This is a genomic window from Paenibacillus oryziterrae, assembly GCF_042610485.1.
Lineage (GTDB): Bacteria > Bacillota > Bacilli > Paenibacillales > Paenibacillaceae > Paenibacillus_AQ.
On record NZ_JBGJZO010000026.1, the window covers coordinates 48,229 to 60,765 of the forward strand.

A 12,537-nucleotide genomic window follows, 5' to 3' on the forward strand; every position below is an offset into this window, starting at 1 on the left:
ATTGAGTGAAATTGAGCAAGGCCGTTACCTTAGCCCGCGTGGTCCGATTGGACTGATGAGCAGGGTCTACAAGTACGTGCTCCCGGAAGTGAGAGAATGTCTCCATTTCTGGCGTAAAGAAGCGGATGGGATTCCCGACCCTGAGCTGCGGAAGCAAGCGCTCGCCAGCATTGAAACGAAGCAGTTTCACTGCGAAGGCGGCGGGATTTATGCTGCCGGCAACTTGTCGATGAGACATATACTGATTCCGCTTATTGTTGCATATCAAACGATCAGCGACTATCTGGACAATCTGTGTGATCGAAGCACTTCGCTTGACCCCGCAGATTTCAGGCTGCTGCATCAATCCATGCTGGATGCTGTGAATCCGGCTGCTAAACCGGTTAACTATTATGCGCTCCGCAATGAACAGGATGATGGCGGGTATTTGCAGAATCTAGTGCTTAAATGCCAAGAAATGATCTCCTTGCTGCCAGGTTATTCTGCTGCGGCGTCAGAGATTCATGATTTGGCTGTGCTCTATACCGATTTGCAGGTGTACAAGCATATTAAGCCTGAGCTAAGAGAAGATGCACTTCAGGAATGGTGGAAAACTGAAGGAAGCCGGGCTCCGCATTTACATTGGAATGAATTTGCGGCCGCGACAGGCTCTACCCTTGGTGTATTTATGCTGTTTCTGGCATCATGTGATCCCAAGCTGAGCACAACGGCTTCAACGTCGATTCGTGCCGCTTATTTTCCGCATGTGTGCGGACTGCACATTATGCTGGATTATCTCATTGATCAAGATGAAGACCGGGCTGGCGGTGATCTTAATTTCTGTAATTATTACGACAACGCCGATACGATGCTGAACCGGATCGCTTCCATTGTGGAGTGGGCCCGCAAAGATGTCCGGAGTCTTCCCGAGACCTCCATGCATCGAATGGTCATCGAAGGATTGCTGGCATTGTATCTATCCGATCCGAAAGTAAGTGAACAGCGGGAGGTTCGCTTGGTATCCAAACGGCTGATGAGAGGAAGTCCGTTAACCAGACTATTCTTTTTCGTCAACAGCCGGTGGATACGCAAACACATGTATTAGCAATACTGCGAAAGAAGCATCCGAAAGGCTGCTGCTTCGCACAATTTTGAGGAGGAACACTAGAATGTCGAAAATCAACAAAATCGCAGTACTCACGAGCGGAGGAGACTCCCAAGGGATGAATGCCGCTGTTCGTGCGGTAGTACGCAGTGCTCTTTTTTACGGAATCGAAGTTTTTGGAATTCAACGCGGGTACCAAGGTCTGCTTAACCGGGATATCTTCCCAATGGATCTGCGCAGTGTAGGCGATATTATTAACCGTGGTGGTACTATCCTGCAATCCGCTCGCTGCCTGGAGTTCTTGAAACCGGAAGGTCAGCAAAAAGGCGCGGACATCCTCAATGAAATGGGTATCGACGGCTTGGTAGTTATCGGCGGAGACGGCTCTTATCAAGGTGCTAATAAACTTAGTAAGCTTGGCATTAATACAATGGGTCTTCCAGGTACAATCGATAACGATATTTCTTACACGGATTACACCATCGGTTTTGATACAGCTGTAGGCGTCGTGGTTGATGCGGTTAATAAACTCCGTGATACCATGTCTTCCCATGAGCGTTCCTCTATTGTAGAGGTTATGGGCCGTCACTGCGGAGATATCGCTCTGCATGCGGGACTTGCTTCCGGGGCGGAAACGATTCTTGTACCGGAAATGCCTTATGATCTGAATGAAGTTGCTGATCGTATGAAAGAAAACTTTGCAAAAGGCAAACGCCACAGTATTGTGATTGTTGCAGAAGGCGTGGGCAAAGGCGAGGACGTTGCACAAGCACTGAAAGACCGCCATTCCTCATTGGATGCACGTGTTACGGTTCTTGGCCATATCCAACGTGGCGGCACTCCAACACCTGCTGACCGTAACCTGGCAAGCCGTCTCGGCGACTTTGCTGTACGCAGCCTGATTGCTGGCGAATCCGATAAAGCTTGCGGTATCATTAAAGGTGAACTTACACTCACAGATATCGATCTCGTTGTTAACACCAAGAAAGCTTTCGACAAAGATATGTTCGAACTGGCTTCCCGCTTGTCCCAATAAGAATAAGCAATACAAACAAGAGCCTTGCGGAGCGAATCCGCAGGGCTCTTGTTTTTTTGAGATGAAATTTTAGGTGAGTGTATCCTGTATCTCTATAATGGTTATTCCGGCAATGGATGTACGGCAAGCCGCGCTGCATAACGGCGTTGTACCTTTATCAAACGTGTCAGCAGCAGTACGGCTCCAATGGCAAGCCCCGTGATCAGTCCAACCCAGTAACCAAAGGCCCCCATCTCCGTGTAGGTAGCGAGGACATACCCAACCGGCAGACCAATAATCCAATAGGCGATGAAACAAATAATAAAGGCGGGAGTGACATCTTTATACCCCCGGAGTACACCCTGTGTAGGAGTGGCGATAGCATCTGAAATCTGGAAGAAAATCGCGTAGATCAGAAAATGCTGAATCAGCGAGATCACTTCTGGTTCATCAGAATACAATCCAGCTACATGATTGCCGGCGAAAAAGAGGATGAGTGCCGTCATCAGCGAAAGGACTGCTGCTGAGCCTATCCCCAGTATTGAATATTTGCGCGCATCCTTAAGCCTGCCAGAACCTGTCTCGAAGCCGACAAGGATCGTCAGGCTGAGGCATATGCTCAGCGGTATCATATATAAGGTAGATGCGAAGTTAATTGCAGCTTGGTGGGCCGCAATGGTCACTGTATCAAAGCGGCTCATCAGAAGGGTAACCGCAGAGAAGACAGCTGTCTCGAAAAAGATTGAGAATCCGATAGGCACCCCGATGGACAGAAGCTCCTTAAAGCTGCTTAATGAAGGGCCGAAGTACTTCCGAAATAGACTTAACTGAATAAACGGCTGCGTCCGGTAAATGAATAACAGCGCAACAGCGAAAATAACCCAATACGTGATAGCTGAGGCAACCCCTGCACCGACTCCGCCCAGTCTTGGAAATCCGAAGTTGCCAAAGATCAGCAGATAGTTGAGTCCAACATTTACTGGTAGAGCAATCAGTGTGATAAGCATTGAAACTCTGGTCTGACCCAATGCATCAATACAGCTGCGTAGCACCGTATATCCGAACAGCGGAATAATTCCAAATGAGATTGCGAGCAGGAAGCGGAATGCGATGTCATGGACCGAAGCCTCCAGGTTCATGAAATTAAGGATAGGGGACAGGCAAATAAACCCGGCGATAAGCACCAGTATGGATACCAGCAATGACAACCACATTCCTTGAGTAACCTTGTAGGATACCTCGGTTTCTTGCCGGCCACCCATAAGGTGGGACACAATTGGGGTGACACCCATCAGAATTCCACTGAGACCGGTTTGTATAGGAATCCAAAGACTGGTGCCAATAGCAACTCCGGCCAGATCAGCAGTGCCAAATTTACCTGACATATTGGTATCGAAAAAGGTAATAGCGGACAGAGCGATCTGCGTCACAAGAATCGGGAATAGTATATGCAAGAACTGAACTGCTTTTTGTCTATATGAAAAAGTCTGCTTCATGAAATGGGGTCCTCGTTATCTAAAGTTTCTGTAGTATTTATATCCAGCAAAGGACCCGGCGGGATGCCGGGTCCTTTGCTGGTATTAGGAACATATAAGTTCATTCAAGGAATAATGGCTGTAAGTTGTTATTTTTCGTAATCAACGCCTGCGGTATAGCGGTTATTGGCATTCCAGAGCAGGAATTCATCCACGTGTTCTTCTTTTAGAGCACGAATCTGATCTTCAACCTGTTTTTTACCGTATTTTACATAGTGGCCGCTACCGAGCCAGCTTGCTGTAAAGTCTTGAATCCACGGTCTTATAATGGGCTTGTAGCTGCCAAGCGGATCGAGTTTTTTGTGGGTATCCACCATGGAGCCTTTGATGGTCGCATAAGGGTTCTTATCCGGATCCTTCACGTCAAACCAGCCGGTTGAGTAATGACTTGGATAGACCATCGGGCTGATGATGTCGACATTCTTGGATATTTTCACAAAATCCTGTCCGATTCCCTCAGCAGCAGGTACTGACGCGGCATATCCGAAGATATCTACCGACACTCGGACTCCAAGCGGTCCAAGCTCAGATCTGGCATATTTGACGAAATCTGAGATGATCTGTACCCGTGACAGGTCTGATTTCGTGTACTTAAGCGCATCGGCTCTTTTTTCAAAGCCCTCAGGGAACCTTACATAATCGAACTGAATTTCTTTGAAGCCTAGTTTAGCAGCTTCCTTGGCAATCTCTACATTATATTTCCATACCTCTTCATTGTATGGATTAACGAAGCTGTCGCCGCCCTTGTTCTTCCAGACGGTGCCGTCTGCATTTACAAAGGATAATTGCGGATTTTTTTTGGCAAGGACAGAATCCTTGAATACAACGATTCGGGCTATCGGATATACATCATGTTTCTTTAGCCGTTCCATCAGTTTGTTGATATCTCCGATGAAAGGTTGAGGGTGGCCCTTAGCCTGCAGATCTACATTATCCGTTTTATACGTGATATAGCCTGCATCATCTTTAATGTCAATTACCATGGAATTCAATTCCGTCTGATCGATCAGGTTCAGTAGAGTTTCCATCCGTGCTCCTCCGGCACTGTAAGCAGTAACATAAATACCCTTGATTTTCGGGGCATCCGGCTGAGGGTCCGCTAATTTCGCGGTATCCAATCCGGGTGTGGCGCTAGGAGATGCTGAAGGTGTTGGCGATGCTGCGTCGGGATTGCTGTGTTGTGAGACGATGGGTGGGTTCATGGCGGTTTGCAGAGCTGCGGCCACATCGGCTTCATGCTGGTCTTGCTGCACGCCTACGCTACCCAGGGCCATCATCAATAGAGCCCAGGTGATGTTCATTCGTATTCTCTCCCTTTATGTACATTCCATTTAATTATAAGGGAACAGATGCCCCTAAAAAGAACAGGTTTGTAACAATCTTGTAGCAGATCCGTTAAGAACTGCGGAAGATTCACCGTCCCTTAAATTTATAAACGGAATGCACGTTTGGTAAACCGGAGCCTTGAAAAAGTAAATGCCGTCCGGATCCGGCCAAAAGGCCGAATCAGAACGGCAACCATCAAGACTTGTCTTGCGTTCAATCATTGAAGATACGCAGAATTCTGATGTTCACAAATGCTGTAGTTGATGATATCCATAGCATCTGCCGGCTCCAGAATATTTAATCCGTCACGCAGAACAATTACTGAATTAAGTTCGCTCTGCTTGAGAAACGGCATCATATCCGGATACCACCTCATGACGATTGCCGACAATTTTACCGTTTCCATTTCCACAAAAATCACCCTTTCCTTTTTCGAATAGTACTGAAATGAAATTCAGGTCATCGGAAAAGCGAAGTGCCTGGAAAAAAGAGGGTAACTCACAATCTTCATGAAAATTGATTAAGATTCTGCGTATTATGAATATATCACAATTTTGAAGCAAGTGCATGTTTTATCGTTTGCGGAAGGATCCCATCACTCCAACGGTTTCCACGATATTGACGAATGCCTGAGGATCACTTTTTTTAATGATACGCTGTAGCTCAGCTAATTCGTACCGAGTAGTGACTGTCATTAGCATATCCTTTTCAACGTGGGAATAAGCACCCTCTGTCTTAATTTTTGTGACTCCGCGCTGAAGAGCCAGAAGTTCGCGAAGCATCTCGTCAGTACGGTTCGTTACAATAAATACTGTGACTTTAATATGGCTGATATGGATCATATCCACCACTTTGCCGCTGACATAAATGGAGACCATTGAAGCAAGTGCCAGATTCCAGTTGTTGTCCAGATAACCTGCGGCTAGAATGACGAGCGCATTAAGGCTGACGAGAACATTACCGACCGGGAAATCCCGGTAGCGGGTAATAATGGAACCCAGTATGTCGAAGCCTCCGGATGATCCGCCGACCCGGAATGAAATTCCACTGCCAATTCCTACAAGCACGCCACCAAATACAGAAGCAAGCAGCATATCCGAAGATACAGCTGTCACCGGGACAAGTGTCATCAGCCAGGTGGTTGCCACAACAGATACGATGCTTAGTACAATAAAGCGACGTCCGAGCTGGAACCAGCCCGCAACAAGCAAAGGTATATTAAATACCAGATACAGCAGACTTATATTGAGGGGAGTGAAATAGCCAACGAGCATGGATAGACCCGACACGCCGCCACTCAATAATCGATGGGGGATCAAAAAAAGATTAAAACCTGCCGCAATTAACGCGGAACCTAAAAACATGACAATGTAGCACCAAACCTGTTTAAACAAGTAATTCACCTCGGCATAAAAAATGTAAGTAATGAAAGAAAGGAATACACTGGTATTCCTCTTTAGGTTTGTGATATAATGTATAGGATATTCTTGAGTAGAACGTTACAATGGTATTTTTGCATTGCTTCGGATGTGAAGCTACAGTTGTTCGGGTACAGAAAGTACCTGATGATAGGACGGCTTTTCGTCCCAATGCGCGCTAAACCATGCAGAGAATCCGGCATGTTTGGACAGCCTATAAATGTGTTTACCGCTACTTAAGAATACAGACAAGCATGTGGAATGTCCACTGTATAGAAGGAGCATGAATAATTTGAAAACATTCGCAGAATTCGGCTTGCAGCCCAAAGTCATGCAAGCAATCACTGAACTAGGATTTGAGGAAGCGACACCGATTCAAGAGCAATCTTTACCACTGGCATTGGCAGGATCGGACCTAATTGGCCAAGCACAGACAGGTACAGGTAAGACTGCTGCATTCGGTATTCCCCTCATTTCCAAAATTGACCGTGAGGATGAAAAAATCCGGGCACTTATTATGGCGCCTACACGCGAACTTGCCATTCAGGTAGCAGAAGAAATCGGCAAGCTGAGCAGATTTAAAGGTCTTCGTTCCCTTGCTATTTATGGTGGCCAAGATATCGGCCGTCAAATCCGCGGACTGAAGAAAAAACCGCAAATCATCATCGGTACGCCTGGACGTCTTCTTGATCATATTAACCGTAAAACCATCCGTCTTGATGATGTTCAGACGGTTGTCCTTGACGAAGCAGATGAAATGCTGGACATGGGCTTCATGGAAGATATTCAGTCCATTCTGAAGCTAGTACCGGAAGATCGTCAAACCATGCTGTTCTCGGCTACAATGCCTCCGAACATTCAACGTCTGGCTCAGCAGTTCCTGAGAAACCCGCAGCATGTATCGGTTATCCCGAAACAAATCAGTGCTCCATTGATTGACCAGGCTTATATTGAAGTGCCAGAACGCCAGAAGTTCGAAGCGCTTAGCCGTTTGGTTGATATGGAATCTCCTGAACTTGCCATCGTATTCGGTCGTACCAAACGCCGGGTAGATGAACTTGCAGAAGCTCTGCAAAAACGCGGTTATTCCGCTGACGGTCTGCATGGTGACTTGTCGCAGAACCAGCGTGATGCTGTAATGCGCAAATTCCGTGACGGAAGCATTGATGTTCTGGTAGCAACTGACGTAGCAGCCCGCGGCCTTGACGTGTCCGGTGTAACGCACGTTATCAACTTTGACCTTCCGCAAGATCCAGAAAGCTATGTTCACCGTATCGGCCGTACAGGCCGGGCAGGTAAAGAAGGTACTGCATGGTCTTTCGTGACACCTCGCGAAATGGATCACCTGCACCTGATTGAGCGTGTTACTCGTCACCGCATTACACGCAAACCGCTTCCAACAATGGCTGAAGCTATTGAAGGCAAGCAACGCATCACAGCAGAGCGTGTACTCGCAATGGTGGAGAGCGGCGAATTAAATGAATACAAAGGAATCGCTATCCAATTGTTGGAACAATATGATTCCGTTCAATTATTGTCTGCGGCAATGAAGTTGCTGACTGGCGATAAGAAGGATTCCGAAATCGAATTGACTCCGGAAGATCCGATTCGTGTTAAACGCCGCGGAGGCAAAAATGACATCCGCAGCGGACGCAAGCCAAGCGGAAGCTACGGTGGCGGATATCGCGGTGGTAACAGCGCTGGCGGATCCGGTACTGGTGGCGGAGGCGGCTACCGTGGTAACCGTGACAGCAACAGCGGCGGTGGCAGCGGCAGCCGTGGTGGTTACGGCAGCGGCAGCGGTTATGGTAGCGGCAGTGGCGGCTATGGTGGCGGCTACAAAGGTAACCGTGACGGAGCTGGTGCAAACCGTGATTCAGCAGCGAACCGCAGCGGAGATCGCAAGCCTTCCCGTCCGTCCACTAGCGCAAGCCGTCCGGCTAAACGCGAAGATTCTTTTGAATAACTAAAGATAAAAAGACGGAACCCTTGTAGGGTCTCGTCTTTTTTTTATGTTTTTTTACATATAAATGTATGGGATTCTACAAGGTTCCAAGCTCAATAAACTAGGGCTATGGAAATGACCCGGTCAAATAAGGTATAGTTAAATTACGCAGTATGCGCAGACAGACAGGAGGAAGGAAAGTGGAGTTTAAAGGAGCTATGGGCGGTTTATACCGCATCACGGAATGGATCACACGTATCGCCTTCAGTAATATTTTGTGGGCGGTTACATCAGTGCCATTTCTGTTTTTTGCCGTTTTGAAATTGATTACGCTTGCGACCGATACAGTGGGTCCGAATGAGCAAGTGACCCTGAACTGGGCCATGGGCATTGCAGCACCATTTACAGTGTTTCCAGCGACTGCGGCGCTATTTACCGTTGTCCGCAAATGGGTGATGGGCAATACGGATGTTAGTACATTCCGTACTTTTTTCCAAGGATATAAAGAGAATTATGTTAAAAGCATGCTGGGCGGACTGATTTATACGTTGCTGTTCGTTATCATGTATGTGGATGTAACGGTTTATATGACCCGAATGGAAAGCTTCAAGATCGTTGGGATTTTGATGCTCGTCTTTATGATTATTTTATTGGTATCGATGTTTAACTTCTTTTCCATCGTGGTGCATTACCAGATGACTTTTAAAGAAGTGATGACCAATTCCATTCTGATTACGATCGCCCGTCCGTTTCGGGTGTTCTCTTCTTTGATTGCTGCAGCGGTTTTGGTCTATGTAGGACTAAGGTACCCTGCACTGTTCTTTATCTGTATTCCGACACTTATTGCAATGGCTGCATTCTTTAACTTTTTTGCTACTTACAACAAGCTGCAAATGCAGATGGAGAAAAAGAAACAAGAAGAGCTTGAAGCCGAAGAAGCCGCGTTCGACCACGATACAGGTGTGGATGATGAGCTCGCGGAAAGTGATACGAAACGCATATAACATGCATTAATGCGAATGATATATATCAGGCAGTCCGATAATTGGAAACGAATAAAGCGCATACAAGGTTTACTTTTTCGTTAAGACGCAATATAATAGTTATAAATCCTGCGATGTACGTAATGGCTGCTCGTTGTTTTGAACCAATGATAATGTCTCGGGAGATCTATATGAAGCGTTGCTGAAAAGCCCTGTCTATAAGACCTGGGGACTTCAAAACCGCTCTCTGCGATCACCCACCTGCTATAGCAGGTTCAGAAGACACTGCAGCTGGACGGCATATGCGGGTTTTCTTGATGGTTTTAGCCAAACGCCCTCTTCCCTTGTTTGGGATAGAGGGCGTTTTCTTGATTGAGAATAATGAGTTTTTCTTTTGTTCAGACAGCAAGAGTGTTACACTTAGAGGTAGTGAACTTGGGATTTGAAGAGGGGGAGCAATTTTGTCGTTAAAAAGAACCTTAGTTGGTTTATTCCGTAGTTTTGACGGAACCAGCGACCGTGCCAAAGATCCGGCTTTAAAAACGCGCTACTACAGTTTAATGAAGGATAAGGCGTGGGATGAAGTGTCCTCGACGCTAAAGAAGATACCTGGCTTTAGAGTTCTGCATGAGGTGGAGTCCGTTGGGGAAATCACGCTCGAGAAAAGAACGGCCTTTGGCCGCACACTGGATATTACAGTTTCGGTGCTCAATACTTCACCGATGCGTTGTGGTGTGGATATTTATTCTGCTTCCAGAGGCTCACTCGGAGACCTGGGTGCCAATTACCGCGTAATTCAGCGACTATTTCAGTCTTTGGACAAGAAGCTGGGCAAATATAAAGTAGACTAAGATCGTGCGCGGAGCGTACATATAACAAAAAAAGCGGGAGAAGGAAACCCTTCTTCCGCTTTTTTGAATCAAACCTACATATGATGTGAACTTAAAGCTTATAGCAATTCTTTAACGGCGGCTATTGCAGCTTCGTAGTCGGGGTGTTCGGTCATTTCACCGAGGTATTCGACATACCGCAGGGTATTGTCTTGATCCACTACGAAGATGGAGCGCATCTCCAGACGGAATTCCTTAATGAGAACCCCGTAGGCTTCACCGAATGAGGCGGATTTGTGGTCAGAAAGAGTAATGACCCGGTCGATGCCGGCAGCGCCGCACCAGCGGGCCTGGGCAAATGGCAAATCCATGCTGACAGTCAGGATAACTACGCCATCTCCCAGCTCAGCAGCTTCACTGTTGAAGCGGCGCGTCTGGGCATCGCATACCCCAGTGTCGAGTGAGGGTACGACGCTGATCAGCTTTATTTTACCGGAGTAATCACTAAGGGTAACTTCTTCCAAAAGGTTCTTGCCCAGCACGAAATCGGGTGCAGGATCGCCAGCTTTCAATTCAGGGCCCACCAGTGTGATAGGGTTTCCTTTAAAAGCGGCTACGCCAGTTCTTTCTTGCGCCATGTTAGTATTTCCTCCTTGAAAATTGGATTGTACTGCCATAATAAATTATAATCTTTTTAATAAGACCCTGTCCAACTGGACCGGGAAGACGCAGTGAAATATTATTTCGAAAACTTAAGGATGGGTGTCATGATATTCATACGTTATGAGAATTGGAAAAGCTATATCCGTTATTATCCGGTTACCAGCCTGCTGCTACTGGCGAACGTAATCATGTTTCTGGTCCTGACATTTAACGGAGGCTCCACAGATGTCTATAATTTAGTGGATTTCGGAGCTATGGTTGATGTGGACCCATATAAAAGCGAGTGGTGGAGATATTTCACGGCAATCTTTTTGCATAACGGATTTTCTCACCTGTTGTTCAACAGTTTCGCACTGCTTGTATTTGCTCCGCCGCTTGAGCGCCTGTTGGGCTGGTGGCGTTATGCATTTCTCTATATTGCTGGCGGGATGATTGCCAATGTGCTGGCAATAGCGGTAAGCAGCCGTTCGGTTATGGAAGGGGGACATGTCTCTGTAGGGGCTTCTGGTGCCATCTATGCGGTCTATGGTGCATTTCTGTATATTGCATTGGTTCAACGCGCGATGATGGATGAATCGTCCCGCAAAACGGTCTATGCGATGCTTGCTATAGGGGTTGTGATGTCCTTTGCAATGCCTAATGTGAACTGGGCTGCTCATCTGGGCGGATTGGTTGCCGGATTCTTTCTTTATGGTTTGATTATCCGTGTATTTCATAGAAACCGACGACAGGGGCGATGACGGCGTGGAGCTTAGACAGCTGCAGTATTTCCTTAAGGTTGCACAGAAAGAACACGTCACACGAGCGGCTGAAGAACTGCATGTTGCCCAATCTGCGGTCAGCCGTCAGATTCATCAGCTGGAGCAGGAGCTAGGGGTTGAACTGTTCATGCAAAAGGGGCGCAATCTTCAACTGACCCCGGTGGGGCAGCTCTTTTGCAAAAGGGTAGAGAATGTACTGAATGAGTTGGATCGCTCTGTAGCGGAGATTCATGAATTTCTGGATCCGGAGCTTGGCGAAATCCGTATCGGGTTTCCACATAGTTTGGGGACTCATCTGATTCCAAGTGTTGTGGCGGAATTCCGCCGACATTTTCCTCATGTCACTTTTCGTTTCAAACAGGGATCGTATCCGTCGTTAATCAAGGATGTGATATCAGGAGAAGTGGATCTGGCATTCATCTCACCGTACCCCGAAAGCGGGGAACAGGTTACGGGTGATATTGTTATGACGGAGGAGCTTTTTGCCATTCTGCCTCAGAACCACCCGCTTGCCGGTGAAGACCATGTCAAGCTGGAGCAACTGAAAGATGAGAAATTTGTATTGTTTAGTCAGGGTTACTCGCTGCGTCCAATCGTGTGGCAGGCTTGCCTTCAGGCAGGATTTAAACCGCAGATTGCCTTTGAAGGAGGCGAGACAGATACCATTCGGGGGCTAGTGGCTGCTGGGATGGGGGTGAGTCTGCTGCCGGAAACTGCCCTTTTCCAGACAAATCCGCTGCAGCCTGCTCAAGTGAGGGTTGTGGAGCCGGTAATTACACGAAGTATAGGCCTGATCTACCGTTCCGGAACGAAGCTTCCGCTTGTTGCGCAATCTTTTCGCTTATTCCTGCTTAATTATTTCGAATCCAGGCAAAATAAAACCCCGGTCGGCTCTTTGAAGTGCACCCCTTAGAATAGACATTGGAAAAACCCCTGGGTAAATCCGATGTAATTCCAAGGGGTGCATTTTTTATGCC

12 protein-coding genes and 1 other RNA gene are annotated in these 12,537 nt (G+C 47.1%); 8 read left to right on the forward strand and 5 right to left on the reverse strand.

Annotated elements, in window-relative coordinates; translation table 11 throughout:
* Nucleotide 1 precedes the first annotated feature (1 nt).
* Nucleotides 2–1,084 (forward strand): tetraprenyl-beta-curcumene synthase family protein, encoded by a 1,083-nt coding sequence (locus tag ACAN55_RS20625; protein WP_379137283.1) that lies wholly within the window; start codon nt 2–4, stop codon nt 1,082–1,084.
* A gap of 64 nt (nt 1,085–1,148) precedes the next feature.
* The gene (gene pfkA, locus ACAN55_RS20630) at nt 1,149–2,120 is read left to right on the forward strand and encodes a 6-phosphofructokinase (protein WP_379137286.1); all 972 of its coding nucleotides are present in this window, start codon (nt 1,149–1,151) and stop codon (nt 2,118–2,120) included.
* A gap of 101 nt (nt 2,121–2,221) precedes the next feature.
* Here the strand turns inward: pfkA and ACAN55_RS20635 are convergent, their stop codons facing one another.
* The 4 genes from ACAN55_RS20635 to ACAN55_RS20650 form a co-directional block, all read right to left on the reverse strand.
* On the reverse strand, nt 2,222–3,595 hold the full coding sequence (locus tag ACAN55_RS20635; RefSeq protein WP_379137289.1) for an MATE family efflux transporter: 1,374 nt from the start codon (nt 3,593–3,595) through the stop codon (nt 2,222–2,224).
* Nucleotides 3,596–3,723: 128 nt separating this feature from the next.
* Nucleotides 3,724–4,935: a putative glycoside hydrolase gene (locus tag ACAN55_RS20640; RefSeq protein ID WP_379137291.1), complete on the reverse strand. Its 1,212-nt coding sequence runs from the start codon at nt 4,933–4,935 to the stop codon at nt 3,724–3,726.
* A gap of 242 nt (nt 4,936–5,177) precedes the next feature.
* Nucleotides 5,178–5,366, reverse strand: coding sequence for a hypothetical protein (locus tag ACAN55_RS20645; protein ID WP_379137295.1), 189 nt, complete (start codon nt 5,364–5,366; stop codon nt 5,178–5,180).
* Between the two features lie 166 nt (nt 5,367–5,532).
* The gene (locus tag ACAN55_RS20650; RefSeq protein ID WP_379137298.1) at nt 5,533–6,324 is read right to left on the reverse strand and encodes a YitT family protein; all 792 of its coding nucleotides are present in this window, start codon (nt 6,322–6,324) and stop codon (nt 5,533–5,535) included.
* Between the two features lie 346 nt (nt 6,325–6,670).
* Here ACAN55_RS20650 and cshA point away from each other — a divergent pair, with 346 nt between their 5' ends.
* From cshA to ACAN55_RS20670, 4 genes are all read left to right on the forward strand, one after another.
* On the forward strand, nt 6,671–8,344 hold the full coding sequence (cshA, locus tag ACAN55_RS20655; protein ID WP_379137315.1) for a degradosome RNA helicase CshA: 1,674 nt from the start codon (nt 6,671–6,673) through the stop codon (nt 8,342–8,344).
* Nucleotides 8,345–8,523: 179 nt separating this feature from the next.
* Nucleotides 8,524–9,327 carry a YesL family protein gene (locus tag ACAN55_RS20660; RefSeq protein WP_379137301.1) on the forward strand — a complete coding sequence of 268 codons (804 nt, stop codon included), beginning with the start codon at nt 8,524–8,526 and terminating at the stop codon, nt 9,325–9,327.
* Between the two features lie 102 nt (nt 9,328–9,429).
* Nucleotides 9,430–9,621: non-coding RNA, 6S RNA (ssrS, locus tag ACAN55_RS20665), on the forward strand.
* Between the two features lie 146 nt (nt 9,622–9,767).
* Entirely contained in the window at nt 9,768–10,157 is a 390-nt protein-coding gene (locus tag ACAN55_RS20670) for a DUF1499 domain-containing protein (protein ID WP_379137304.1), read from the forward strand.
* 98 nt (nt 10,158–10,255) lie between these two features.
* Here the strand turns inward: ACAN55_RS20670 and tpx are convergent, their stop codons facing one another.
* Nucleotides 10,256–10,774, reverse strand: coding sequence for a thiol peroxidase (gene tpx / locus ACAN55_RS20675; protein WP_379137307.1), 519 nt, complete (start codon nt 10,772–10,774; stop codon nt 10,256–10,258).
* Between the two features lie 129 nt (nt 10,775–10,903).
* On the opposite strand from tpx, the gene ACAN55_RS20680 reads away from it, so the two are divergent.
* Nucleotides 10,904–11,539, forward strand: coding sequence for a rhomboid family intramembrane serine protease (locus ACAN55_RS20680; RefSeq protein WP_379137310.1), 636 nt, complete (start codon nt 10,904–10,906; stop codon nt 11,537–11,539).
* A gap of 4 nt (nt 11,540–11,543) precedes the next feature.
* Nucleotides 11,544–12,473 carry a glutamate biosynthesis transcriptional regulator GltC gene (gene gltC / locus ACAN55_RS20685; protein WP_379137319.1) on the forward strand — a complete coding sequence of 310 codons (930 nt, stop codon included), beginning with the start codon at nt 11,544–11,546 and terminating at the stop codon, nt 12,471–12,473.
* Nucleotides 12,474–12,537 lie beyond the last annotated feature (64 nt).